This window comes from Actinopolyspora mortivallis DSM 44261 (assembly GCF_000384035.1).
GTDB classification, from domain to species: domain Bacteria; phylum Actinomycetota; class Actinomycetes; order Mycobacteriales; family Pseudonocardiaceae; genus Actinopolyspora; species Actinopolyspora mortivallis.
Genome location: NZ_KB913024.1, coordinates 938,174 through 963,024 on the forward strand (window position 1 = coordinate 938,174; position 24,851 = coordinate 963,024).

Below are 24,851 nucleotides of genomic sequence, written 5' to 3' on the forward strand. Positions count from 1 at the left end.
GTCAGGCGGAGATCTCGTCGGGGACGCTGTGCTGCTCCGGGGCGGGGAAGACGCTCGCTCCCCGGTCCGCGCGTCCGACGACGCGGCGGAAGGTGGTGAACAGTTCCCTGCCGGTGCCGAACTGCTCGGCCGTGGCCGGGGCCGCCGGCTGACGGGACTCCAGCTCGGCGTCGGGGACGAGCACCTCCAGCGTTCCCTGCTCCCCGTCGACGCGGAGCATGTCCCCGTCGCGGACCTTGGACAGGGGGCCGCCCGCACTGGCCTCGGGTGTCACCTGGATGGCCGAGGGGATCTTGCCGGAGGCACCGGACATGCGCCCGTCGGTGACCAGGGCGACCCGGTGGCCACGGTCCTGGAGAACCCCCAGGCTCGGACTCAGGCCGTGCAGTTCGGGCATACCGTTGGCCTGTGGTCCCTGGTTGCGCACCACCACGACCACGTCCCTGTTGAGTTCGTCGGCCTGGAACGCGGCCTTGAACTCCTCCTGGTCGTCGAACACGCGGGCCTGCGCGGTGACCGAGCGGTTCTCGGGCCGGACGGCCGAGATCTTCATCACCGAGCGGCCGAGGTTGCCCTCCAGCACGCGGAGTCCGCCCTCGGTGTCGAAGGGCTCGGAGACGCCGCGCAGCACACTGGTGTCCAGGCTGTGGTGGGGTCCGTCCCGCCAGACCAGCTCCCCGTCCTCCAGGAAGGGCTGTTGCCGGTACCGCTCCAGGCCGGGTCCGGCGACCGTGTTCACGTCGGGGTGCAGGAACCCGGCGTCCAGCAGTTGTCCGATCAGGGTCTGCACCCCGCCGGCCGCGGTGAAGTGGTTGATGTCGGCCGAACCGTTGGGGTAGACGCTGGCGAGCAGTGGCACCACCGAGGAGAGCTCGGAGAAGTCGTCCCAGGTGAGTTCGATTCCGGCCGCGGCGGCCACGGCGGGCAGGTGCAGGGTGTGGTTGGTGGAGCCACCCGTGGCCAGCAGGGCCACCACACCGTTGACGATCGCCCGTTCGTCGACGATCTCCCCGATGGAGGGGGCCTGTTCGTCCTTGGCGGCTCGGACCGCGTTCCTGGCCGCCTCCTCGGTCAACGCCCTGCGCAGCGGGGTGCCCGGGGGGACGAAGGTGGCTCCGGGCAGGTGCAGCCCCATGGTCTCGACCACGAGCTGGTTGGAGTTGGCGGTGCCGTAGAAGGTGCAGGTCCCGGGGGAGTGGTAGGAGGCGGACTCGGCCTCCAGCAGGTCCTGCCTGCTGGCCTTGCCCTCGGCGAACAGTTGACGGATCCTGCTCTTCTCGCTGTTCGGCAGACCGGAGGGCATGGGACCGGCGGGCACCAGGGTGATGGGCAGGTGTCCGAAGGACAGGCCTCCGATGAGCAGACCGGGCACGATCTTGTCGCAGATGCCGAGCAGCAGGGCCGCGTCGAACATCTCGTGGGAGAGGGCCACGCCCGTGGACATGGCGATGACCTCGCGGGAGAACAGGGACAGCTCCATGCCGGTACGGCCCTGGGTGATGCCGTCGCACATGGCCGGTACCCCGCCGGCGAACTGGGCGACCCCGCCGGCCTGCCGGGCGGACTCCTTGATCCACTCCGGGAACTCGGCGTAGGGCTTGTGCGCCGAGAGCATGTCGTTGTAGGCGGACACGATGGCCACGCCGGGGCGGACGAGTCCCTTGACGGACTCGCGGTCGGTGCCGCTGATCGCCGCGAAACCGTGCGCGAGGTTGCTGCAGGCCATGTTCGCCCGGGCCGGTTCCGTGTGCTTGGCCGCTCGGATCCGTTCCAGGTAGGCACGGCGGGAGCTCGCGCTGCGTTCGGCGATGCGGTCGGTGACCCGTCGGATCACCGGGTGCAAGCTGGCCTGGGACATTCATCGCCTCCCGATGCGATACGGGGTGACTGACGGGTGGGCGACGACACTGGCGCCTCAATTGGTATGGACCTGTTGGAGCCTATCCGCTGTAAGCCGAGTATCACAACCGATCCAGATACCCACACTACCCCAAGGACTCCACTCCGAATGACCTGCTGACCAGACTCCGGACCACACTGGCCCGTTCCGGGCGCTCTTCTCGACGGGAGGGAGTGGACACCGGCGGGCGGGCACACGAGGATGGTGGACATGCGAGTCCGGTGGGTGTCGGCGGTGGCCGCGGCAGCGGTCGTGGTCACGGTGTTGTCCGGGTGCGGCGGGGTCGACGCGGACCGGGGAGATGCCGTGCTGCCACCCGAGGAGAACGCGCGTACCGACACGGCCGCGCCGGAGGTCTCCGCCACGGAATCGGCCGCAACGGAACTTCCCGGTTCTCCCACGCTGGCCGAGATCCGACGTCGTGGCACGTTGCTGGTGGGGCTCCGCGCGGACGCCCCCGACTTCGTGCGCCGCTCGGAGGGAAGCTACCGGGGGTTCGACGTGCGCGTCGCCCGGCTGCTCGCCGAGGGACTGGGGTTGGACCCCCGCGAGCAGCTCGCCTTCCGGAGACTGCCCGAAACCCTGCGTACCGGGGCTCTCACCCGGGGCAGCGTGGACATCCAACTGGGCGGTGTCTCCCCCTCGGCCGAGGGGGTTCGCGTGGTGGCTCCCTACGCGGTGACCACGGGGGCCGACGGCGAACGCGTCGAGCACCTCGTCGCGGTGGCCGCCGGGGACGAGAAGTTCCGCACCCGGCTGCGCGGGATCCTGGCCGGGGCCGTCGAGAGCGGACAGTGGCGGCGGAACGCGGAGGACACCCTGCTGCGCCGGCGTCCGAACGCCACGGCCCCGCTCCTCGCGGAGGAGACCGAAAGGTCGGAGGACGTTGGTGGGAACGGTCCCGGCGACGGGGAGGGATGACCCGTCCTCAGTCTCCGGTGGCCGCCGCGCTTTCCGGCTCCCTGGCGGCGGACCTCCCCCTGCTCAGTATCCGTTCGGTGTGGACGGCGATCCTGCTCAGCGTGTAGTTGATCAGGATGAAGACGACACCCAGCGCCAGATAGACCTGGATCTGGTTGTCCAGGTTCTCGATGGCGATCTCGCCGCGCTGCACGAACTCCGCGTAACTGATGGTGACACCCAGCGAGGTGTCCTTGAGCACCACGACGAGCTGGCTGATCAGCGCGGGAAGCATGGCGCGGAAGGCCTGGGGCAGCAGCACGTGGAGCAGCACCCGGTGCCTGCGCATCCCCACCGCGTAGGCAGCCTCGCTCTGGCCGAGGGGCAGTGCCGTGATGCCCGCGCGCACGATCTCGGCGATGATCACGCAGTTGTAGGCGGTCAGCCCGATGACCAGGGCCCACATCAGGGAGACGTTCAGCCCCAGCGCGGGCAGGGCCTGGGCGGAGAAGAAGATCAGCACCACCACGGGGGTGCCGCGCAGCAGCTCGATCACTCCCACCACCGCCCAGCGGTACCAGGCCGCGGCCGTGATCCTGGTCAGCGCGAGCACGGTGCCGATGACCAGGGAGAGCAGGATGGCCCATCCGGCCGCGAGCAGCGTGTTGGCGAGTCCGCCGCCGAGCAGCGTCCACAGCGGACCGAAGTTCTCGTTCGTGGGGTCGATCAGCGCGCCCCACTTCTCGTAGGCGAGTTCGCCCTCGGCGGCGAAGCGGTGGATCACCCAGCCGAGAGCCCCCAGCAGGAGGAGCGCGGTCACGACACTCGCGTGGCGTGCGCGGCGCCTGGCGCGCGGCCCCGGCGCCTCGTACAGCACGGAACCGGTCATCGCGCTATCGCCACCTTCCGTTCCACGTAGCCGAGCAGCAGGCCGGCCGGGATGGTGATGATCAGATAGCCCAGCGCCACACCGATCAGCACCGGCACCACGGCCTCACCCTGTGCGGAGGACAGCCGGGTGCCCGTCATGTACAGGTCCCCGCCCACCCCGAAGGCTCCGGCGATGGCCGAGTTCTTGATCATCGCGATCAGCACGCTGCCCAGCGGGGGGATGATGCTGCGCACCGCCTGCGGCAGGATCACCAGCCCCAGGGTCTGGGTGAAACCCAGGCCGATCGAACGGGCCGCCTCGGCCTGCCCGGCGGGCACGGAGTTGATCCCGCTGCGGATCGCCTCGCAGACGAACGCGGAGGTGTACAGGGCCAGTCCCACCGTGCCGAACACGAAGTAGGAGGCGTTGAGCCCGAGAACGGGCAGCGCGAAGGCCATGAAGAACAGCACCACCACGAGGGGGCAGTTGCGGAACACCGTCACCCAGGCGGTGCCGAAGGCGCGCAGCGGCGTCAGCGGGGACACCCGGAACCCCGCGATCACCGTCCCCACGACCAGGGTGAGCACGCCGGAGTACAGGCACAGCCACAGGGTGGTCGCGATCCCGCTCAGGTAGGCCCCGTGGTTGGCTATGAGGACTTGCACGGTTCCCTCCAACGGCCGGAGGGCAGCGGTGCGCCCGCTCCCCTCCGGCGACACCGGTCAGCTGCAGGAGCGGAGTTCGGGAAGTTCCGGCGTCCTGTCCGAGACCCGGCCCGCCGTGGCGTTCCACGCCTGCTGGTAGGTGCCCTCCTTGGCGGCGATGCGCAGACTCTTGTTGACGAACTCGCAGAAGTCGACGTCGCCCTCGAGGATGCCCACCCCGTAGGGCTCCTCGCTGAAGGTCTCGCCGACCACTTTGAACTCGTTGTCGCTCTCGCTGACCAGCCCCATGAGGATCGCGTCGTCGGTGGTGACGGCCTGGACCTGGCCGTTGCTCAACGCGTCGGCGCACTTGGAGTAGGAGTCGAACAGCACCAGCCTGGAGTTGTCGACGTACTCGCGGATCCGTTCGGAGGGGGTGGAGCCGTGGGCCGAGCAGACCTCGGCGTCACTGTCCCGCAACGACTCCGGGCCGGTGATCGACTCGTTGTCCGCGCGCACCATGAGGTCCTGGCCGGCCTGGTAGTAGGGACCGGCGAAGTCGACCCGCTCGTCACGTTTGTCGTTGATGGTGTAGGTGGCCACGACCATGTCGACCGTGCCGTCCCGGATGTACTTCTCCCGGTCCTTGCTCGGGGTCTCCTGCCAGTTGATCCGGTCGGCGGGGATGCCCAGTCGCCCCGCGATGATCTCGGCGATGGCCACGTCGAAGCCCCGCATCTCGCCGTCCAGGCCCTTGAGGGCGAACAGGGGCTGGTCGTACTTGGTCCCGACGGTGATCGTGCCCTGCTCGGCGAGGTGGGCCATCGTGGTCCCCTCCTCGAAGGAGGGGTTCTCGGCGACGGGAGCGGTGAACTCCTTCGAGTCCTCCGTGGACCCGCCGCCTCCACCGCAGGCGGTGAGCAGCAGTCCGGTGACGGCCGCCAGCGCGGCGACGGTCGGTTTCCCTGTGCGCATGAGTGTCCCTTCCGGTCTCGGCCGTGATGTCCGGTCCCGTCCTCGTTCGGGTGGGTCAGTGGGTGAGGATCCTGCTCAGGAAGTCCCGGGCCCGTTCCGACTCGGGGGCCTCGAAGAACCCCTCCGGGGTGGTGTCCTCGACGATCTCCCCGTCGGCCATGAAAAGCACCCGGTGGGCGGCGCGGCGGGCGAACCCCATCTCGTGACTGACGACCAGCATGGTCATGCCCTCCGCGGCCAGACCGGCCATGACCTCCAGCACCTCGCTGACCATCTCCGGGTCCAGCGCGGAGGTCGGCTCGTCGAACAGCATCACCTTGGGACGCATGGCCAACGCGCGCGCTATCGCGGCGCGCTGCTGCTGGCCGCCGGACAGTTGGGCGGGGTACTTGTCGGCCTGGTCGGCGATGCCGACCCGCTCCAGCAGACGCATGCCCTCCTGGCGGGCCTGGTTCCTGGAAAGCCCGCGGACCTTGGTCGGTCCCAGGGTGACGTTGTCGAGCACGCTCTTGTGGGCGAACAGGTTGAACTGCTGGAACACCATTCCGACGTCGGCGCGCAGTTCGGCCAGGGCGCGTCCCTCCTCCGGGAGGGGTTTCCCGTCCACGAGGATCGAGCCCGAGTCCACCGTTTCCAGCCTGTTGATCACCCGGCAGAGCGTGGACTTCCCCGACCCGGAGGGGCCGAGCACCACCACGACCTGACCGTGGGGGATCTCCAGGTTCACGTTCCTGAGCACGTGCGAGGAGCCGAAGTACTTGTCGACCGCGGACACCCGGATCATCGGTGAGTCCGTGGAAGCCTCGGTCATGCGATCTCCAGACCGGCTCGGGGGCGGAAGGACACGATGTCGGCAACCTAAGCCGCGCGTGCCCCTGAGTCCAGATCAGCGCGATCACCGGAGATTGCAACTCGGTTACGTCCGTCCGCCGCGTGGACCATACGGACGGAGGGGAGTCGTGTGGACACGTGCGGTGACGTGCCCTGCCGGTGGTGAACGGTCCGGGTCGGGTGTCCTCCGGCACGTGGGAGGAGCCACCCCGATACCACGGAGGAGCGCTTTCCACCAGGGGATATGGTGGGACCGTGACGGACAACCGGGTGCCTCAGTCATTCGAAGTGCGCACGTATGGCTGCCAGATGAACGTGCACGACTCAGAGCGACTCTCCGGAGTGCTGGAGGAAGCTGGCTACGTGCGGGCTTCCGAGGAGGGCACCGCCGACGTGGTCGTGTTCAACACCTGCGCGGTGCGGGAGAACGCGGACAACCGGCTCTACGGCAATCTCGGCCGGTTGCGTTCCGCCAAGCAGGAGAACCCCGCCATGCAGATCGCCGTGGGCGGTTGCCTCGCGCAGAAGGACCGCGGCGAGATCGTGCGGCGCGCCCCGTGGGTCGACGTCGTCTTCGGGACCCACAACCTCGGCTCGTTGCCCACGCTGCTCGAACGCGCCCGGCACAACCAGGAAGCCGAAGTGGAGATCCTGGAGTCGTTGGACAGGTTCCCCTCCACGCTTCCGGCGCGTCGGGAGTCCGCCTACTCCGGCTGGGTGTCGATCTCGGTGGGATGCAACAACACCTGCACCTTCTGCATCGTGCCCTCCCTGCGCGGCAAGGAGAAGGACCGGCGTCCGGGCGACGTGCTCGCCGAGGTGGAGGCGCTGGCCTCCGAGGGCGTGCTGGAAGTGACGCTGCTGGGGCAGAACGTCAACGCCTACGGCGTCGAGTTCGGTGACCGCTACGCCTTCGGGAAGCTACTGCGTTCCTGCGGCGAGATCGAGGGGCTGGAGCGGGTGCGCTTCACCTCGCCGCATCCCCGGGACTTCACCGACGACGTCATCGCCGCCATGGCCGAGACCCCGAACGTGTGCCCGCAGCTGCACATGCCCCTGCAGTCGGGATCGGACCGGATGCTCAGGGCGATGCGGCGTTCCTACCGCGCCGAGCGGTACCTGGGGATCGTGGAGAAGGTCCGGGCGGCCATGCCGCACGCCGCGATCACCACGGACGTCATCGTCGGTTTCCCGGGTGAGACCGAGGAGGACTTCGAGCAGACCCTGGAGGTGGTGCGCCGGGCCCGCTTCGCCAGTGCCTTCACCTTCCAGTACTCCAAGCGACCGGGGACCCCGGCCGCCGAGATGGAGGGGCAGTTGCCCAAGGAGGTCGTGCAGCAGCGCTACGACAGGCTGGTGGAGTTGCAGAACGAGATCTCCCTGGAGGCCAACGAGGCCCTGGTGGGCAGTGAGGTCGAACTGCTCGTCGCCGAGGGGGCGGGTCGCAAGAACGCCCACACCGCACGCTGGTCGGGACGCGCCCGGGACGGACGTCTGGTGCACTTCACCCCGGACGAGGAACTCCGGGAACGGCTCCGACCGGGGGACGTGGTCCGCACCCGGATCAGCCAGGCCGCTCCGCACCACCTGTTGGCCGACGGGGGGCTGCTGGACCACCGCCGCACGAAGGCGGGGGACCACTGGGAGGCGGGCCAGCGGCCCAAGACCTCCGGGGTGACCCTCGGTCTTCCCTCCTTCGGGGCGCCGGCCGGCGAGCCCGTGGAACAGGGGTGTGGCTGTTGAGGGAGGACGCGCGGACCGAGGGGTTCCCGACGGAGGAGAACGAGGTGGAGCAGTCCGAACGGCGAGAGTTCCGCACCGCGTCGCCGGGGGCCGAGCGTGCCGCCGGGCGCTGGATCGATCCCGGCGGACGAGCGCTGGTCATCGTCGGGGTGATGCTGGTTCTGGTGCTCACGGCGGTGCTGCCCTGGATCGGCGGGGCCAGCGGCTGGCAGGTGATCGCCGGACAGGCGGACCCGGTGTTGGAGATAGGGCTGCTGCCCCGGTTGTTCTCGATCAACGCCACCGTCGCCGGGGTGCTGCTGGGGGCGCTGACCCTGGCCACCCGACGGTGGCCCGTCGCGTGGATCACGGCGATGGCGTGTTCGGTGGTCACCGTCGAGGGAGTCATCGCGATCTGGTCGAGGCAGACCGTGCCCCCCGGACAGCCCGGTGGCCCCTCCTTCGGGTTGGTGCTCGCCGTGGTGGCGATGGCCGTGCTGGCGGTCCAGTGGCTGCGTATCGTCTGGTCCCGCCCGTGAGCGGTGCCCACGGATCCGCCGTGGGGAACCGACCTGGACGCGGTCCGAAAGCGAAAATCCGTCGGGAACGTCCCGGCGTGACCGACCGTACGGCCCGGGAAGCCCTCCTCCCGGGCCACGGTCCTTCGGTCACCGGTCGGTCAACGCGTTCTCCGCGGCGTTCAGCCACTCCCGCCACTGTCGGGCCTGCTGCTCGTACTGCTCGGCCCGTTTGCGGTCCCCCGCCGAGCGGGCCTTCTGCGCCTGCTGCTCGTACTGCTCGACACGTTCCCGGAACTGCTCCACCCGAGCCTGGGCCTCCGGGTCCGTCCGACGCCACTCGGTGTTGGCGGCCTCGCGTACCCGCTCGTTCACCGCGCGGAGCCTGCCCTCCAACTCCTTGATCCGTTCCCGGGGGACCTTGCCGATCTCGTTCCAGCGCTGCTGAACGCGTTGCAGCTGTGCCTGGGCGGCGTTCAGGTCGACGCTCGGGTCGATCCTTTCGGCCTCGGCGAGCAGTTCCTCCTTCAGCCTGGCGTTCTCGGCGAACTCGGCGTCGCGTTCGGCGAAGGCCTCGGCCCTGCGGCCGAAGAACCTGTCCTGGGCCGCCCGGAACCGTTTCCACAGCGCCTCGTCGCTGTCCTTGGGGGCGCGTCCCACGGACTTCCACTCGGCCATGAGCTGCTTGTACCGCTCCGCCGTGGGGCCCCAGTCGGTGGACTCGGTCAGCGACTCCGCCTCGGCGACCAGCTCCTGCTTGCGTTCCTTCGCCGCGTTGCGCTGCCGGTCCAGTTCCGCGAAGTGGGAGCCGCGCCGCCGGTTGAACGCGTCCCTGGCCTTGGTGAACCGCTTCCACAGCGCGTCGTCGGTCTTGCGGTCCACCCCCTTGATGGTCTTCCACTCGTCCAGGATGGCCCGCAGCCTGTCGCCGGCGGCCTTCCAACTGGTGGACTCGGCACCGATCTGCTCGGCCTCGGCGACCAGCGCCTCCTTGCGGGCCACCGCGTCGGCGCGGGCCTTCTCCCGTTCCTGACGGGCCCGTTCCACCGCGTCCTCGGCCCGCGCGACCACGTGGTCCAGGCGCGCGGCCAACGCGTCCACGTCGCCGACGACCGAGGCCTCGGGCAGTCCGTCCCGCAGATGCCTGGCGTTGGACAGTGCCTGCTTGGGGTCTCCCGCCCCCGTCGAGATCCGGGTTTCGAGCAGTTCCACTTCGGTACGCAGGTCGTCGAAACGTCGGGCGAAGTGGGCAAGCCCCTCCTGCGGTTCGCCGGCCTGCCAGGCCCCGACGAAACGGTCCCCGGCCGAGGTGTGTACGTAGACCTGGCCCTCGGAGTCGATCCGGCCCCAGCGCGCCGGATCGCTGGAGGCGATCGGTACCGCGGGCGCGGCGCCACGTCCCGAATCGCTCGTCGTCGAGTCCGTGGCCGCCGGTGCGTCGGCGGTGTTCGGCGTCGTGTCCTGGTCTGTCATGGCCGGCTTCCTCCTTCTGCCCGCTCAGGTGCTCGTGCCGGGCACGAGCGCCCCGCCTCGGCGGCGGGGCCGGCACGTGGCGGCACGTGTTCGGTGTGCCGCCGACGGCGTGTTCACACAGCCGGGCCGTGCGTCAACCAGTCCGCCACGCCTGGGCAGCGCGCGGTCCCGGGGCCGGTGCGCGAACCGGATCTTCCTTTCGGGGAAACGGCCGGTCCGGCTGTGGCCGACGACGCCCGGTGACAGCTCTTCCGGGAGAGTGTGCTCCCACCACGATATTGGACGGTACCTCCGCTGTGGAGGCAGGAATCCGTTCCCGTGTTCTTCCGGCGGTTCCCACCCGTGGCCACCCGGGCCCCGTCCGTCCCTCCACGGGGCTCTACCGTTCGTCGGTGTGATGAGCCGTGTCGTCGTGGTCCCCCAACCGCCCCTGCTGGTTCCCAGGCTGACCGTGCGGGCCTCTCCCGAGGTGGCCGAGTTGCGCGACGCCTGCCGCCGTGCGGTCGCCCTGCTGGCCGAAGTGAGCGGGGAGTGGCTCGCCCTCGGTACCGACAGCGAGATCACCGGGGAATTGCCGCCCACCACGAGGGGCACTTTCGCCGGCTTCGGTGTCGACGTGCCCGTGAGTTTCGGGCCGGCGGCGGCGTCCTGCCCCGAGGAGACTCTCCCGCTTCCCGCGCTGGTGGGCGGATGGTTGCGGGAACAGGCCGGGGCGAACGGGATGCGGATGTGGCTGTTGGACGAGGCCGGCACCGCCGAACGGGCCCGTGAGGTCGGCTCGGAACTGGCGGAGGCCGCGGACACGGACCGGACAGCGTTGCTGGTGCTCGCCGACGGCCCCCGCGAGTTCGGTGCCTACGGCAGGGAGGGCGATCCCGCCCGGGCCACCGCGCTGCTGCGCGCGGGACTGTCCGGTCCGGATCCGCACAGTCTGGAGCAGCTGGGGGAGCCGGTGGCGACCCGGTCCGGGGTGCGGGGCGGGGCGGCGCTGCGTGCGTTGGCCGGTCTGCTCGCCTCGGACGGGGGGCGCTGGGAGGCCGAACTGCTCTACTCGGCCGCGCCTTTCGGGGTGGGATACCACGTGGCGGTGTGGAGCCGGTCGGGGCGGTGATGAGCTCGTCGGCCGGCGCCCGGTCGGAGGCGAGTGGAGTTCGGGACGCGGGGTTCGCCGTCCGTGTCCCGAGGCTGCCTAGGCTGGAGGGGTGCCCACGATGATGCCGTGTCCGCTCGCCGTCGTCGGCCCCACCGCGACCGGAAAGTCCGAGCTGGCCCTGCGCCTCGCCGAACGGTGCGGCGGGGAGATCGTCAACGCCGACGCCATGCAGCTCTACCGGGGCATGGACATCGGTACGGCCAAGACGCCGCCCGAGCTGCGCCGGGGCGTCGCGCACCATCAGCTGGACGTGCTCGACGTCACCGAGAACGCCTCGGTGGCCGCCTACCAGCGGCAGGCCCGGGCAACCGTGGAGCGGTTGTTACGGGAGGGCGTGCCGCCGATCGTCGTCGGCGGGTCCGGTCTGTACGTGCAGGCGCTGCTGGACGAGCTGGACTTTCCCGGGACCGATCCCGCCGTGCGGGCCCGGTGGGAGGAGCGGTTGCAGCTGCTCGGCAGCGCGCGGCTGCACCGGGAACTGGCCGAGCTGGATCCGCCCGCCGCCGAGTCCATCCCGAGTTCCAACGGGCGTCGGCTGGTGCGTGCCCTGGAGGTCATCGAGATCACCGGAAGACGGTTCTCCGCCAACCTGCCGGAGCCGGGGCCGCCCCGTTACGGGACGGTGCTGGTCGGGCTGGACCGTCCGGTGGCGGAACTGGACCGGCGGGTCAACAGGAGGGTCGCGGAGATGTTCGACGCCGGTCTGGTGACCGAGGTGCGCCGACTGGAGCGGGCCGGGTTGCGTCACGGGCGCACGGCCTCCAGGGCGTTGGGCTACCAGCAGGTGCTCGCCGAACTGGACTCCTCCGCCGACATGAGCGGGGCCGCTGCGGAAACCGCGCGGTTGACCAGGAAGTTCGTTCGCAGACAGCGCTCCTGGTTCCGGCGGGACAAGCGGATCCACTGGGTGGAGGCGGGCGCTTCGGACCTGGAGAACACGGTGCTGCGGCTGTGGGCGAGCGGCTGTTCGGGGGAACGGGCGCCGTCCCGTGAGCACGGCGGGACGGGACCGTCCGGGGGATAGACTGGCCCGGTGCAGTCTTACACGGGACCGGAGTTCTTCAAGGGCCACGGCACCGAGAACGATTTCGTCGTGCTGCCCGATCCACGTGGTGAGCTGGAGCTGACCCCGGACAGGGTTCGGGCGTTGTGCGACCGCAGGCGTGGTCTGGGAGGCGACGGCGTGCTCCGGGTGGTGCCCACTGCTCTGCTGGGTGAGCCGGCACCCGGTGACGTTCCGTCCGGTGCGTGGTTCATGGACTACCGCAACGCCGACGGCTCGGTGGCCGAGATGTGCGGCAACGGTGTGCGGGTGTTCGCGCGGTACCTCTTCGAGGCGGGACTGGTTTCCGCCGGTGAGTTCGTGGTCGGCACCAGGGCGGGCGCGCGCACCGTGGGAGTGGGGCCGCCGGGACGGGTGACGGTGGACATGGGGGCCGCCGCCGTCCGCGGGCACTCCAGTGTGACCATCGACGGCTACGCCATGTCGGCGCTGTCGGTGGACCTGGGAAACCCGCATCTGGTGTGTCTGACCGGGGAGGTCTCCGAGCTCGACCTGTCGGTGCGGCCGGGCTACGACCCCGAACTCTTCCCCCAGGGGGTGAACATCGAGCTGGTCGAGCCGCTCGACGGGGAACGGATCAGGATGCGGGTCTACGAGCGTGGAGTGGGTGAGACCCGTTCCTGCGGCACCGGAACCGTGGCGGCCACGGCCGCCGTGGTGCGCGCCGCCGGGGAGGAGCGCGGCTCCCGGATCGTGCTGGTGCCCGGGGGCGCCGTGGAGGTCGAGGTCACTCCCGAGACGAGCACGCTCACCGGGCCCGCCGAACTGGTGGCGCACGGACGGCTGGACGCCGCGTGGTGGAGTTGTCCCGAGGGGGCCCCGTTGACCGTTTCGGGGGTTGATCGCTGAAAAGCGGTGGACGAACGTGCCATAATACATGGTGGTCGGGTCGTTTCCGACATCCCCGTGCGGGAGGGGAAACGGGCGGACCGTGTTCGAACGAGCCACGAGCAGCTGAGTAAGGATTACTTGACAAACCGTTACTTCACCGAGGAGCGCTTCGGGGGTGCCCCGGAGCGGGGAATCGACACGGACAACGTCGACGGGCACGTGAACGGCACGGCCGGGCACGTACCGGAGGGGGACGAACTCTCGGTCGGCGAGCTGGAACGGGCCGAACGTGCCTCGCTGCGGCGGGTCTCCGGGCTGTCCACCGAGCTTTCCGACATCACCGAGGTCGAGTACCGACGCCTGCGACTGGAACGGGTCGTGCTCGTCGGGGTGTGGACCGAAGGGACTTCGGAACAGGCCGAGGCCTCGCTGGGGGAGCTGGCCCGGCTGGCCGAAACCGCCGGCTCCGAGGTGCTGGACGGAGTGGTCCAGCGCAGGAACCGCCCCGACCCCGCCACGTACGTGGGAGCGGGCAAGGTACGCGAACTTCGCGACATAGCCCTGGCGGCCGGTGCGGACACGGTGATCTGCGATGGTGAGTTGGCCCCGGGGCAGCTGAGACAACTGGAGGAGAAGCTCAAGCTCAAGGTCGTGGACCGCACGGCGCTGATCCTGGACATCTTCGCCCAGCACGCCAACTCCAAGGAGGGCAAGGCCCAGGTCGAGCTGGCCCAGTTGCAGTACTACCTGCCGCGACTGCGTGGCTGGGGTGACAAGATGTCCCGGCAGGCCGGTGGGCGTGCCGGCGGCGGTAACGGCGGTGTCGGTACCCGTGGTCCCGGTGAGACCAAGATGGAGACCGACCGCAGGCGGATCCACAAGCGGATCAGCAAGCTCCGCAAGGAACTCGCGGCGATGAGCACGATCCGCGAGACCAAGCGTTCCCGGCGCGTGGCGAACTCGGTGCCCTCGGTGGCCATCGCCGGCTACACCAACGCGGGCAAGTCGAGCCTGCTCAACGCCCTGACCGGTAACGGTCTGCTGGTGGAGGACTCGCTGTTCGCGACGTTGGATCCGGCCACCCGGCAGGCGCGGACCGTGGACGGCAGACCCTACACGCTCAGCGACACGGTCGGCTTCGTGCGTCACCTGCCCCACCAGCTCGTCGAGGCCTTCCGCTCCACCATCGAGGAGGTCACCAGGGCCGATCTGCTGCTGCACGTCGTGGACGGGGCGGACGCGGCCCCGCACGAGCAGGTGAGTGCCGTGCGGCAGGTCCTCTCCGAGATCGGTGCCGAACAGGACTCGACGGGGCCTCCGGAGATCGTGGTGGTGAACAAGGCGGACTCCCTGGACGCCACCAAGTTCGCCCAGCTGCGAGGTCTGCTTCCCGAGGCGCTGTTCGTCTCGGCACGTTCCGGTGCCGGACTCGACGAGCTGCACGCCGCGATCGCGGAGTGGCTGCCCCGGCCGGAGGTGTACGTGGACGCCCTGGTGCCCTACACGCGAGGCGAACTCGTCTCCCGGGTGCACACCGAGGGGGAGCTGATGGAGCGGGAGCACACCGCCGAGGGCACCAGACTGCGTGCCAAGGTGCGCACCGAGCTGGCCAACGCCCTCGAACCGTTCGCGACGACGGCGTGAGCGCGGCCTCGTGCGACGGGTCGCCCTCGTGCTCCTGGTGGCCGCTGCCTCGCTCGTCGCCGCAGGCGGGCGGGGAATCGCCCGTTCCGGGGACGTGCCGGTCGCCGAGGCCGCGGCTCCCACGGTGCACTGCACACCCCGGGACGAGCGGCTGAGTGAGTTGTCCGGCCTAGTCGCGGGTCCGGACGGCTGGTACGCCGTCCCTGACGGGGGCAGCCGGTTGCGGGTCTACGAGATGAGTCCTCGGGACTGCTCGGTCGTGGACTCGTACCACTGGAACGTGGATCCCTACGACGTGGAGGACCTGGCTCGTTCCCCGGACGGCAGGCTGTGGGTGGCCGACACGGGGGACAACAGCGGACGTCGGGACACGATCGCCGTGCACGTGGTTTCCCCGGACAGCGGTTCGGCTCGGCTCTACCGGATGCGCTACCCCGACGGCCCGCACGACGCGGAGGCGTTGCTGCTCGGGCGGGACGGTGTTCCCCACGTGGTGACCAAGAATCCTTTCGGCACGGCCGGGGTCTACAGGCCCGTGGGGGAACTCGACGAACGACACCCGGTGGAGCTGGAACGTGTGACGACGCTGCGACTGGAGTCGACGGACACTCCGGGTGGCCCGGTGCCGAGTGCCTTCGGTTCGGTGGCGGTCACCGGGGCGGCGACGAGCGCCGAACACGAGGTCCTGGCGGTTCGCACCTACACGGAGGTGTACCTGTACCCGGTTTCCGGCAGTGTTCCGGAGACCCTCGCCCGTGATCCTCTGCGGATCCCACTTCCGGGGGAGCCCCAGGGGGAGGCGGTGGCGTTCACACCGCGGGGCGATCTGTTGTCGGCCTCGGAGCAGCTCGGTCCGGTGAACATCGTCCCGAACGCCCTGGAGCTCGCCGACGGGCGGACGCGGGATTCCGGGACGGAGGGATCACCGACCCCCGACGACTCCGACAGTTCCGCCGAAGGCGGTGGACGAGCGGGAGAGTTCCTCCCGGGCGGGGCCGCCCTGGCGGTGGGGGTGCTTCTCGTCGTGCTGGGTGTGCTCTCGGTGGCCGCGCGGCGTCGCCGCTGAGACCGCCGACTCCCGGTTCCGGTGTTCTCAGAGTCTGCGCAGCACCGCCACCACTTTGCCCAGGATGGTGGCCTCGTCGCCGAGGATGGGCTCGTAGCTGTCGTTGTGGGGCAGCAGCCAGACGTGCTCCTCGGTGCGTTTGAGGGTTTTGACCGTGGCTTCCCCCTCGATCATCGCGGCGACCACGTCCCCGTTCTCCGCGTCCGGTTGCTGGCGGACGGCGACCCAGTCGCCGTCGGTGATGGCCAGGCCGGTCATGGAGTCCCCGACCACGCTCAGCAGGAAGAGGGACCCCTCGCCCACGAGTTCCCGGGGAAGGGGGAGGACGTTCTCCACGGACTGTTCCGCGAGGACCGGTCCGCCCGCCGCGATGCGTCCGAGGAGGGGGACACGGGCGGGCTCCTTCGGGGAGGGAGGTTCCGGCGTCGCCGGGGAGCCTGCCTCGTCCGAGGTGGTCAGGACACCGACCGTGCGCGGGCGGTGTGGGTCGCGGCGCAGGTATCCCCGGCGTTCGAGGGCACGCAGCTGGTAGGCCACCGAGGAGGTGGAGGTCAGCCCCACGGCCTCGCCGATCTCCCGCACGCTCGGCGGGTATCCGTGCTCGTGCATCCAGTCGCGCACCGTGTCGAGCACGCGGCGTTGACGTGGGGTGAGTTCGGTTCCGTCGGAGGGGTCCGTTCCGGAGTGCTCCACTTCGGAAGTGCCGGACGCGGAGGGATCGGGCGCGTGGTTCACCGTCGGAACCTCCTGTCCACCACTGTGCGCGAGCGCTGACTGGTTTCCACGGTAGACGGCCCGTGCGAGGAGATCAAACACCAGTTCGACGCCGTCCGCCTCGGAGCGTGCCGGAGATCTCCACGTTGTCCCGCGGCCGGTCCCGCGGAGTGCGGGACCTCTCGCTCGTCCCGACGGGTGCTCCCCGACACGGGCATGGGGCGGTGCCACCGTGAACGGCCACTGCTCGTGGCGCCGACCTGGGGTTTTCCGTGTTCTTCGCGGCGGGGGACACCTCGCCGCCGGCAGCGGTGGGCGCGGTATTTTTCGGGGGTCTCCAGCGTGCTCCGATCCCTCTCCCGTGTGTTCCGCCGGGTGGGTGGCGGGAGCCGCCGGAGGGACTCCCGTGTGATCTCGGGTCGTCCCTCTCACCTGTTCCGTGTGTGTCGGACAACCGGTGTCCCGTGTGTGTCGGGTGGTCGTCGCGTCGTTGTCGGCGGGCTGGTCCGTCGTGTGCCGGTTGTTCGGCGAGTCGTCGGAACGCCGGACCCCGATTTGCTTAGGATAGGGCCGGGGGATACAGTCGACCACAACATCTAGTAGTTTCATTGATGTAATTAATCAACGACTTGGGTATACTGCCGACAGGGTGGTTATTCGGGTCACATCGTGCCGACTGTCCGGCCGGCATCAGTGTTGCGTGATACGCATCGGTGGTTGACCGATTGTGTCGAGAGGATGACTCGCGTTGCGATGTCCGTTCTGCCGGGGTGACGACTCCCGTGTCGTCGACTCGCGCGAGGTGGAGGAGGGGCAGTCCATTCGTCGCAGGCGTTCCTGTGCGGCGTGCGGTCGCAGATTCACCACGGTGGAGGAGCTGGTACTCACCGTGGTGAAGCGTTCGGGGGTGACCGAACCCTTCAGCCGCGACAAGGTCGTACGGGGGGTGCGTCGTGCCTGCCAGGGACGTCCGGTCCAGGAGGACGCCCTGCAACAGCTCGCGCACCGGGTGGAGGAGACGATCCGCTCCCTGGGAATGCCCGAAGTGCCGAGTCACGAGGTGGGGTTGGCGATCCTGGGGCCTCTCCGGGATCTCGACGAGGTCGCCTATCTGCGCTTCGCGAGCGTGTACCGCTCGTTCACCTCCGTGGAGGACTTCGAGCGGGAGATCGCCGACCTGCGCGGCGGCAGCCCGGAGGAGGCCACGTCCACCACCGGCAACGCAGGGACGGAACGGGTCGATACGGGGGAGACCTCCGGCGCGGAGAGCGAAGCGAGCACGAATGCCTAAACCGGGACGGGGTGCGGCACGCCGTCGGACCAGGGCGGCGAAACGCAAGAGGGCGGTCCACCACGGGACCGGGCCCGAACAGCGGAAGACGCGACCGAGCCGGACGGGGAGCCCGGACGGTGGCACCACGAGAGCGAGCGACGAGGGAGAGAGTCACGCCATGACAGAGACCGTCGGTAGTCCGGCCTCCGCTGGGGAGTCGGAGGCAGGAGCCCGTACGGAGGGGATCCGGGTCGAGCGTGTTTACACGACCGAGGGAGTGCACCCCTACGACGAGGTGAACTGGGAGCGTCGTGACGTCGTGATGACCAACTGGCGTGACGGCTCGGTGAACTTCGAGCAGCGTGACGTCGAGTTCCCGGACTTCTGGTCGGTGAACGCGGTCAACATCGTCACCAGCAAGTACTTCCGGGGCGCGCTCGGAACCCCCGAGCGCGAGAACAGCCTGCGGCAACTCATCGACCGGGTGGTCAAGACCTACGTCCGCTCCGGGAGCGAACACGGCTACTTCGCCTCCGAGACGGACGCGGAGATCTTCGAGCACGAGCTGACCTACATGCTGCTGCACCAGGTGTTCAGCTTCAACTCGCCGGTGTGGTTCAACGTGGGCACCAGCTCCAAACAGCAGGTGTCGGCCTGCTTCATCCTCTCGGTCGACGACACCATGGAGTCGATCCTCGACTGGTACAAGGAAGAGGGGCTGATCTTCAAGGGCGGCTCCGGGGCGGGCCTGAACCTCTCCCGCATCCGCTCCTCCAAGGAACTGCTGTCCTCCGGCGGAACCGCTTCGGGACCGGTCTCGTTCATGCGCGGGGCCGACGCCTCGGCCGGCACCATCAAGTCCGGAGGGGCCACCCGCCGGGCGGCCAAGATGGTCGTGCTCGACGTCGACCACCCCGACGTCGAGGAGTTCATCGAGACCAAGGCCCGGGAGGAACACAAGATCCGTGCGCTGCGCGACGCCGGGTTCGACGTGGACCTCGGTGGCTCCGACATGGTCTCGGTGCAGTACCAGAACGCGAACAACTCGGTACGTGTCAGCGACGAGTTCATGCGCGCGGTGGAGAGCGACGGGCAGTTCTCCCTGCGGGCACGGACCGACGGCTCGGTCACCGACACCGTCCGGGCCAGGGACGTGTTCAACAGGATGGCCAGGGCGGCCTGGGAGTGCGCCGACCCGGGCATCCAGTACGACGACACCATCAACGACTGGCACACCAGCCCGGAGTCCGGCAGGATCACCGCCTCGAACCCGTGCTCGGAGTACCTGCACCTGGACAACTCCAGCTGCAACCTCGCCTCGCTGAACCTGATGAAGTTCCTGCGCGAGGACCTGACCTTCGACGCGGACCTGTTCCGGCGCGCCGTCGAGATCGTGATCACCGCGATGGACATCTCGATCTGCTTCGCCGACTTCCCGACCGAGGCGATCGGACGTACCACGCGGGACTTCCGCCAGCTCGGAATCGGCTACGCCAATCTCGGTGCGCTGCTGATGGCCACCGGCCACGCCTACGACTCCGACGGTGGACGCGCACTGGCCGCCTCGATCACCTCGCTGATGACCGGAGCCGCCTACAGGCGTTCGGCCGAGTTGGCCGGGGCCGTGGGCCCCTACGCGGGCTACGCGCGCAACGCCGAGTCCCACCAGCGCGTGATGCGCAAGCACGCGGCCGCCAACGACCTGGTGCGTACCTACCACCGCAACGACACCGACATCCACGACCTGGCCACCCAGGTGTGGCAGGAGGGACTGGAGATCGGTGCGCGGCACGGCTGGCGCAACGCCCAGGCCTCGGTGCTGGCCCCCACCGGAACCATCGGCCTGATGATGGACTGCGACACCACCGGTGTGGAACCGGACCTGGCACTGGTCAAGTTCAAGAAACTGGTCGGTGGTGGCTCGATGCAGATCGTCAACCGCACGGTGCCGCGCGCGCTGCGGGCGCTGGGGTATCCGGACGAGCAGGCCGAGGCCATCATCGAGTACATCTCCGAGCACGGTCACGTGGTGGACGCCCCCGGCCTGCGACCGGAGCACTACGAGGTGTTCGACTGTGCCATGGGCGAACGCTCGATCGCCCCGATGGGGCACGTCCGCATGATGGCCGCCGTGCAGCCCTTCCTGTCCGGGTCGATCTCCAAGACCGTGAACATGCCCGAGCACGCCACGGTCGAGGACGTCCAGGAGATCTACTTCGAGGGATGGCGCCTCGGCCTCAAGGCACTGGCCATCTACCGGGACAACTGCAAGGTCGGCCAGCCGCTGTCGGCGGGCAACGGCGACAAGGAACGGGGCGAGCAGCAGGCCGGCAAGGAGATCGAGTACCGCCCGGTCCGCAAGCGGCTGCCCAAGAAGCGTCCGAGCCAGACGATCTCGTTCACCGTCGGTGGCGCCGAGGGGTACCTGCACGCCGGCTCCTACCCGGACGACGGGCTCGGCGAGATCTTCATCAAGCTCGGCAAGCAGGGCTCCACACTGGCCGGTGTGATGGACGCCTTCTCCATGTCCATCTCGGTCGGTCTGCAGTACGGCATTCCGTTGGAGTTCTACGTCTCCAAGTTCCAGAACGTGCGCTTCGAGCCCGCCGGTATGACCGACGACCCCGACGTGCGCATGGCCAGCAGCGTGCTGGACTATCTGTTCCGTAGGCTCGCGTTGGACCACCTGCCCTACGAGAAGCGGGCCCAGTTGGGGATCTTCACCGCCGCCGAACGCACCGAGCAGGTCAACGGTGCCGACGTGAGTCCGGAGCAGAACGAGCTGGACTCGATGCGTGAGTCGGTCGAGCACTCCGCGCGGCCCAGGCCCCTGGTGCAGCATCCCGGCGACGACACCGAGGCGGGAAGTTCCACCGAGCTGCTGGAGCTGAAGCTGGGCAAGGCGGCCGACGCGCCGCTGTGCATGACCTGCGGCACCAAGATGCGTCCCTCCGGTTCGTGCTACCTCTGCGAGGGCTGCGGAGCGACCTCGGGCTGCAGCTGAGCGACTTCGGTGCCGCGCGCGGCGCGGAGCCGAGCACGGGGCCCGGAGAAACGGGGGTCGGCACGGCCGGCCCCCGTTTTTCGGTCTCTCCCCGTCGCCGCTTCCGGGCCTTGACCGTCTCCGGGGCGCTTTCGAACACGCCGTGTCCGAAAGCCGCCGCGCTGCGTCGTTGACACGGGTGTGCCGACTGGCAGGCTGCTGATCGTCCGTCAACATCCGATCAGGAGTTTTCATGTGGCGAGCGCGAACCGCTCTTCTCTCCGCCGTGATCACCCTGCCGCTGCTCGGTGTTCCGCCGGCCGGTGCCGAACCGGAACCGCCCGCGCCCGTGATCGAGGACGGGGTCGCCCAGCCGGTGTTCGACCCGTCCGAAGCGGTACGTGAGGACCTGTTCGTGACGGCCAACGTGGACAGCGACCACGACGGCCGTGACGACAGGGTGCACGTCCAGGTGGTTCGTCCCCGGGAGACGGAACGGGGGATGCGTGTTCCCGTCGTCTATCGGGCCAGCCCCTACTTTGCCGGCGGCAACCCGGTCACCAACCACGACGTGGACCGGGAGCTGTACGTGCCCGACGGGATCGACGCCCGTGTCCGGCGCAGCGGGCAGAGCTCCCCGCGGTCCTCGGACGCCGAGATCGACTGGGCGTACCAGCGTTTCCTGCTGGCGAGGGGATACGCCGTCGTCTACGCCGAGTCACTGGGCAGTGGATCCTCGGAGGGGTGCCCCACCTCGGGTGGGCGCAACGAGACCCTCGGAGCCAAGTCCGTGGTCGACTGGCTGAACGGTCGGGCCCCGGGACACGGCACGGACGGCGAACCGGCCCGTGCGGACTGGTCCACGGGCAGGGTCGCGATGATGGGGGTCTCCTACAACGGCACGCTGCCGAACGCCGTGGCCACCACGGGCGTGGAGGGCCTGGAGACGATCGTGCCCATCGGCGCCATCTCCAGCTGGTACGACTACTACCGGGCGGACGGTGCCGTGGTCGCACCGGGGGGCTACCAGGGAGAGGACACCGACGTCCTGGCGGAGTACGTGCACACCAACGACCGGAACTGCGAACGGGTGCTGGAGCGCCTCCGGCAGGGACAGGACCGGCTGACCGGAGACTACAACGCGTTCTGGGAGGAACGCGACTACCTCCACGACGTGGACGGTGTCCGGGCCTCGGTGCTGTCGGTGCACGGGCTCGACGACTGGAACGTCAGGACGAAGCAGGCGGCGCAGTGGTACCGCGCCCTGCGGGAGCAGGGAGTACGGCACCGGATCTGGTGGCACCAGCAGGGGCACCGCGATCCGATCGACATCCGCGGGCGGCAGTGGCTGCGGACGTTGAACCGGTGGTTCACCCACTATCTGCACGGGGTGCCCAACGGGGTCACCACCGAGCCGCCGGTGACGATCCAGCGCGCCGACGGCAGCTGGCACCGGGAACGGCAGTGGCCGGCTCCCGGAGCCAGGAAGACACTCCTGACTCCCACACCGGGCGGCCGGGCGCGGGGCGGGCTGACTCCCACCGGGCCGGTCCCCCGGGGAGTGGTGGAGACCCTGCGTGACGACCCGAGTAGGAAAGCCGAGGAGCTGGCGCGTGCGCGGCGTTCCCCGCACCGACTGTCCTACTTCACCGACGGGGTCCCCCGGCCGGTGCGGATCAGCGGAACGGTACGGGCCCGGCTGGCCCTGTCCTTCGACAGTCCGGCGGCCAACGTGACCGCGATGCTGGTCGACCGTGCCCCCGACGGTTCGGTCGAACCGATCACCCGTGGGTGGACCGATCCGCAGAACCGCAGGTCCCGGCAGCGGACGGTCCCGGTCGAACCGGGCGAGCGCTACCGGATCACCGTGGAGATGATGCCGGATGACTACGTGCTTCCGAGGGGGCACGAGCTCGGGCTGGTCGTGCTCTCCAGCGATCACGACCACACCCTGCGCCCCAGCGCGGGCACCGAGCTGAACCTCGACCTGGCGCGGAGCCGGGTGGTGGTTCCCGCCGTGGCCGGACGAGGGGTGTTCCGGTAGGAAACCGCCTGCCCGTGCCCGGCGGGTCCCACTCGGGAATCCCGGGCACGGGCGGGCGAGCCCGCCGAGTTCTCCACGTGGGCCCGAGCTGTCCACCACCCCCTCGATCGCCGATGTCCGCGGCGGAGCACCGCACCGATACGGCGAGTATGAGTTCTTCCGCGAGACAACACACGGTCCGACTGTCCGACCCGGCCGAGTTCGTGGCCGCGATCCCCCACCTGATCGGCTTCTACCCCTCCGAGTCCGTGGTGGTGACCACCCTGCACGACACGGAGGAGACCACTCGGGTGGGAATGACCGCCCGGATCGACCTGCCCTCGACGCGGCGAAGCTCCGAGGTGGCCACCGCGCTGGTGCGGGGGCCGGTGGTGCGGGACGCGCCCACCGCGGCGGTGGTGACCGTCGTGGGAGGAGCTTCCCCACAGGAGCACATCCCCCCGGTCCCGACGAGTCCGGAAGGCGGGGACGGCCGGGGTCTTCCCCGACGGGAGCTGGTCGAGGCCTTCGGCGCTGCGTTGGAGGAGGAGGGGATCCGACTCGTCCAGGCCCTGTGGACACCGGAGGTGCGCGCCGGTGGGGTGTGGTACCGCTACACGGACGGACGCGGCGGAACCGTCCCGGATCCGGGGAGCTCGCCGGTGGCGGCGCTGTTGGCCGTCTCCGGCGCGGTGACCTTCCCGAACCGGGAGGAACTCGCCGCCTCGATAGCCCCCGAGTCCCAGGAGACCCTGGCCCGCTGGTCGGCGCGACTGAACCTGCTCCAGGACGAGGCCGACCCCCACCGTGGCCTCGCCGACATGTGTGTGGCCGACGTGGAGGCGGTGTTCGCCGCGATCCGACGCACGGAACACGGGGAACCGCTCACCGAGGAGGACCTGCTGCGGGTGCTGGTGGCGCTGTCCGACTACCGTGTCCGGGACCTGGCGATGGGAACGGCCCTGACCTCCAGGGCGCGGGCGGCCGAGCAGCTCTGGTTCACCCTGGTGCGCAAGGCTCCCGAACCCGAGGTCGCCGACGTGGCGGTGCTGCTGGCCTTCTCCGCCTATCTGCGAGGGGACGGGGCCCTGGCCAACGTCGCACTGGAACGGGCCGAGCGCACCCGCCCGGCCCATCGGCTCGGTGAACTGCTGCGGCGGGCCCTCGACGCCGGGGTGGGGCCGGACACGCTGTCGGAGATCGTCCGGGACACGGCGGCCGACGCACGGATGATGATCGACCACGAGGAGTGCTGATCACGACCGGTGGCCCCGTCGCCGGTGGCGGATCAGCTCCCTTGCTCGCCGCGGCCGCGCACGAAGTCCCAGGCGTCGCGCACGATCTCCTCGATCTCGCACCGCCGCGGACGCCATCCGAGCTCCTCGTGGGCGCGCTCGCTGGAAGCCACCAGCGTGGCCGGGTCCCCGGGCCTGCGTTCGGCCGTCTCCGCGGGGATCGGCTCACCCGTGACGGACCGGCAGGCCTCGATCACCTGACGGACGGAGAAACCGGTTCCGTTGCCCAGGTTGTAGATACGGTGCTCCCCCGGAACGGAGTTCTCCAGGGCCAGCAGGTGCGCCTCCGCGAGATCGCGCACGTGGATGTAGTCCCGCACGCAGGTGCCGTCGTGGGTGGGCCAGTCGTCCCCCGCGATGTGCACGCGCTCCCGCAGGCCGCGGGCGACGTCGAGCACGATCGGAATGAGATGGGTCTCCACGGTGTGGCGCTCCCCGAGGCCGCCGTGGGCCCCGGCCACGTTGAAGTAGCGCAGGCTCGTCGCGGCCATCCCGTAGGCGCAGGCGTAGGACCCGATGGCCTGGTCGATGGCCAGTTTGGTGGCTCCGTAGGTGTTGGTCGGGCGGGTGGGGGCGTCCTCGGTGATCGGAACCGAGTCGGGTTGCCCGTACACGGCCGCGGTGGAGGAGAACACGATCCGGCGAACACCGTGTTCCCGCATCGCGTCGAGCAGACGCAACGTGGTCACCACGTTGCCCCCCCAGTACAGCGCCGGTTCCCGCATCGACTCGGCCACCAGGGACTTGGCGGCGAAGTGCAGCACCCCGTCGAACCCCTCGGCCAGCACCTCCCCGGCCCGCTCGGCCACGTCCCCGGTTATCAGGCGGCAGCCCTCCGGGACCGCGTCGGCGTGGCCGGTGGACAGGTCGTCCAGCACCACGACCTCGTGACCGGCCTCGTGGAGCCGGGCGGCGCAGACACTTCCCACGTACCCAGCTCCTCCGGTAACCAGCAGCTTCACCGTGTTCTCC

Annotated in this window: 20 protein-coding genes; 12 read left to right on the forward strand and 8 right to left on the reverse strand. The window is 69.7% G+C overall.

Going from position 1 to position 24,851, the window contains the following annotated elements:
* Position 1 precedes the first annotated feature (1 nt).
* Positions 2-1,858: a phosphogluconate dehydratase gene (gene edd / locus ACTMO_RS0104635; RefSeq protein ID WP_019853498.1), complete on the reverse strand. Its 1,857-nt coding sequence runs from the start codon at positions 1,856-1,858 to the stop codon at positions 2-4.
* Positions 1,859-2,110: 252 nt separating this feature from the next.
* On the opposite strand from edd, the gene ACTMO_RS0104640 reads away from it, so the two are divergent.
* Positions 2,111-2,821 carry a type 2 periplasmic-binding domain-containing protein gene (locus ACTMO_RS0104640; protein ID WP_157062789.1) on the forward strand — a complete coding sequence of 237 codons (711 nt, stop codon included), beginning with the start codon at positions 2,111-2,113 and terminating at the stop codon, positions 2,819-2,821.
* 7 nt (positions 2,822-2,828) lie between these two features.
* On the opposite strand, the gene ACTMO_RS0104645 is transcribed toward ACTMO_RS0104640, so the two are convergent.
* From ACTMO_RS0104645 to ACTMO_RS0104660, 4 genes are read right to left on the reverse strand one after another with little or no spacing between them, the layout of a single operon-like run.
* Positions 2,829-3,689 (reverse strand): amino acid ABC transporter permease, encoded by an 861-nt coding sequence (locus ACTMO_RS0104645; RefSeq protein WP_019853500.1) that lies wholly within the window; start codon positions 3,687-3,689, stop codon positions 2,829-2,831.
* The gene (locus tag ACTMO_RS0104650; RefSeq protein WP_051099186.1) at positions 3,686-4,336 is read right to left on the reverse strand and encodes an amino acid ABC transporter permease; all 651 of its coding nucleotides are present in this window, start codon (positions 4,334-4,336) and stop codon (positions 3,686-3,688) included. The genes ACTMO_RS0104645 and ACTMO_RS0104650 overlap by 4 nt, the downstream gene beginning before the upstream one ends.
* A 57-nt stretch (positions 4,337-4,393) precedes the next feature.
* Positions 4,394-5,290, reverse strand: a complete 897-nt coding sequence (locus tag ACTMO_RS0104655) for a glutamate ABC transporter substrate-binding protein (protein ID WP_019853502.1) — start codon at positions 5,288-5,290, stop codon at positions 4,394-4,396.
* A 55-nt stretch (positions 5,291-5,345) separates the two neighbouring features.
* Positions 5,346-6,101: an ATP-binding cassette domain-containing protein gene (locus tag ACTMO_RS0104660; RefSeq protein WP_019853503.1), complete on the reverse strand. Its 756-nt coding sequence runs from the start codon at positions 6,099-6,101 to the stop codon at positions 5,346-5,348.
* Positions 6,102-6,391: 290 nt separating this feature from the next.
* Between ACTMO_RS0104660 and miaB the strand changes: the two genes are divergently transcribed.
* Together miaB and ACTMO_RS0104670 are read left to right on the forward strand one after the other, a co-directional pair.
* Positions 6,392-7,864, forward strand: coding sequence for a tRNA (N6-isopentenyl adenosine(37)-C2)-methylthiotransferase MiaB (gene miaB / locus ACTMO_RS0104665; RefSeq protein WP_026448880.1), 1,473 nt, complete (start codon positions 6,392-6,394; stop codon positions 7,862-7,864).
* Complete coding sequence (locus ACTMO_RS0104670) at positions 7,852-8,382, forward strand: Rv2732c family membrane protein (protein WP_019853505.1); 531 nt, start codon at positions 7,852-7,854, stop codon at positions 8,380-8,382. The genes miaB and ACTMO_RS0104670 overlap by 13 nt, the downstream gene beginning before the upstream one ends.
* Before the next feature lie 129 nt (positions 8,383-8,511).
* On the opposite strand, the gene ACTMO_RS0104675 is transcribed toward ACTMO_RS0104670, so the two are convergent.
* Positions 8,512-9,834 (reverse strand): DUF349 domain-containing protein, encoded by a 1,323-nt coding sequence (locus ACTMO_RS0104675; RefSeq protein WP_019853506.1) that lies wholly within the window; start codon positions 9,832-9,834, stop codon positions 8,512-8,514.
* A gap of 397 nt (positions 9,835-10,231) precedes the next feature.
* Here ACTMO_RS0104675 and ACTMO_RS0104680 point away from each other — a divergent pair, with 397 nt between their 5' ends.
* From ACTMO_RS0104680 to ACTMO_RS0104700, 5 genes are all read left to right on the forward strand, one after another.
* Complete coding sequence (locus ACTMO_RS0104680) at positions 10,232-10,945, forward strand: class III extradiol ring-cleavage dioxygenase family protein (protein ID WP_019853507.1); 714 nt, start codon at positions 10,232-10,234, stop codon at positions 10,943-10,945.
* A 100-nt stretch (positions 10,946-11,045) separates the two neighbouring features.
* Positions 11,046-12,011: a tRNA (adenosine(37)-N6)-dimethylallyltransferase MiaA gene (gene miaA, locus ACTMO_RS20315; RefSeq protein ID WP_019853508.1), complete on the forward strand. Its 966-nt coding sequence runs from the start codon at positions 11,046-11,048 to the stop codon at positions 12,009-12,011.
* Between the two features lie 9 nt (positions 12,012-12,020).
* Positions 12,021-12,899, forward strand: a complete 879-nt coding sequence (gene dapF, locus ACTMO_RS20320) for a diaminopimelate epimerase (RefSeq protein ID WP_019853509.1) — start codon at positions 12,021-12,023, stop codon at positions 12,897-12,899.
* Between the two features lie 201 nt (positions 12,900-13,100).
* On the forward strand, positions 13,101-14,525 hold the full coding sequence (gene hflX / locus ACTMO_RS0104695; protein ID WP_342670120.1) for a GTPase HflX: 1,425 nt from the start codon (positions 13,101-13,103) through the stop codon (positions 14,523-14,525).
* Positions 14,526-14,535: 10 nt separating this feature from the next.
* A complete protein-coding gene (locus tag ACTMO_RS0104700; protein ID WP_019853511.1) occupies positions 14,536-15,591 on the forward strand; it encodes an NHL repeat-containing protein in 1,056 nt (351 codons plus the stop codon).
* A 27-nt stretch (positions 15,592-15,618) separates the two neighbouring features.
* Here ACTMO_RS0104700 and lexA read toward each other — a convergent pair whose 3' ends face one another.
* Positions 15,619-16,284 (reverse strand): transcriptional repressor LexA, encoded by a 666-nt coding sequence (lexA, locus tag ACTMO_RS23620; RefSeq protein WP_051099190.1) that lies wholly within the window; start codon positions 16,282-16,284, stop codon positions 15,619-15,621.
* A gap of 769 nt (positions 16,285-17,053) precedes the next feature.
* On the opposite strand from lexA, the gene nrdR reads away from it, so the two are divergent.
* From nrdR to ACTMO_RS0104725, 4 genes are all read left to right on the forward strand, one after another.
* Positions 17,054-17,596, forward strand: coding sequence for a transcriptional regulator NrdR (nrdR, locus tag ACTMO_RS20325; RefSeq protein WP_019853513.1), 543 nt, complete (start codon positions 17,054-17,056; stop codon positions 17,594-17,596).
* Positions 17,597-17,756: 160 nt separating this feature from the next.
* On the forward strand, positions 17,757-20,582 hold the full coding sequence (locus tag ACTMO_RS0104715; protein WP_019853514.1) for a vitamin B12-dependent ribonucleotide reductase: 2,826 nt from the start codon (positions 17,757-17,759) through the stop codon (positions 20,580-20,582).
* A 232-nt stretch (positions 20,583-20,814) separates the two neighbouring features.
* On the forward strand, positions 20,815-22,605 hold the full coding sequence (locus tag ACTMO_RS0104720; protein WP_019853515.1) for a Xaa-Pro dipeptidyl-peptidase: 1,791 nt from the start codon (positions 20,815-20,817) through the stop codon (positions 22,603-22,605).
* Positions 22,606-22,754: 149 nt separating this feature from the next.
* Positions 22,755-23,840, forward strand: coding sequence for a DUF4192 domain-containing protein (locus ACTMO_RS0104725; protein WP_019853516.1), 1,086 nt, complete (start codon positions 22,755-22,757; stop codon positions 23,838-23,840).
* A gap of 32 nt (positions 23,841-23,872) precedes the next feature.
* Here the strand turns inward: ACTMO_RS0104725 and galE are convergent, their stop codons facing one another.
* On the reverse strand, positions 23,873-24,841 hold the full coding sequence (galE, locus tag ACTMO_RS0104730; RefSeq protein WP_019853517.1) for a UDP-glucose 4-epimerase GalE: 969 nt from the start codon (positions 24,839-24,841) through the stop codon (positions 23,873-23,875).
* Positions 24,842-24,851: the final 10 nt, after the last annotated feature.

Bases quoted from the DNA above. Each gene is read 5' to 3' on its own strand.
- edd (WP_019853498.1), bottom strand. From the start codon at position 1,858: ATGTCCCAGGCCAGCTTGCACCCGGTGATCCGACGGGTCACCGACCGC.
- ACTMO_RS0104640 (WP_157062789.1), top strand. From the start codon at position 2,111: ATGCGAGTCCGGTGGGTGTCGGCGGTGGCCGCGGCAGCGGTCGTGGTC.
- ACTMO_RS0104645 (WP_019853500.1), bottom strand. From the start codon at position 3,689: ATGACCGGTTCCGTGCTGTACGAGGCGCCGGGGCCGCGCGCCAGGCGC.
- ACTMO_RS0104655 (WP_019853502.1), bottom strand. From the start codon at position 5,290: ATGCGCACAGGGAAACCGACCGTCGCCGCGCTGGCGGCCGTCACCGGA.
- ACTMO_RS0104660 (WP_019853503.1), bottom strand. From the start codon at position 6,101: ATGACCGAGGCTTCCACGGACTCACCGATGATCCGGGTGTCCGCGGTC.
- ACTMO_RS0104675 (WP_019853506.1), bottom strand. From the start codon at position 9,834: ATGACAGACCAGGACACGACGCCGAACACCGCCGACGCACCGGCGGCC.
- ACTMO_RS0104680 (WP_019853507.1), top strand. From the start codon at position 10,232: ATGAGCCGTGTCGTCGTGGTCCCCCAACCGCCCCTGCTGGTTCCCAGG.
- miaA (WP_019853508.1), top strand. From the start codon at position 11,046: ATGATGCCGTGTCCGCTCGCCGTCGTCGGCCCCACCGCGACCGGAAAG.
- ACTMO_RS0104715 (WP_019853514.1), top strand. From the start codon at position 17,757: ATGACAGAGACCGTCGGTAGTCCGGCCTCCGCTGGGGAGTCGGAGGCA.
- ACTMO_RS0104720 (WP_019853515.1), top strand. From the start codon at position 20,815: ATGTGGCGAGCGCGAACCGCTCTTCTCTCCGCCGTGATCACCCTGCCG.
- ACTMO_RS0104725 (WP_019853516.1), top strand. From the start codon at position 22,755: ATGAGTTCTTCCGCGAGACAACACACGGTCCGACTGTCCGACCCGGCC.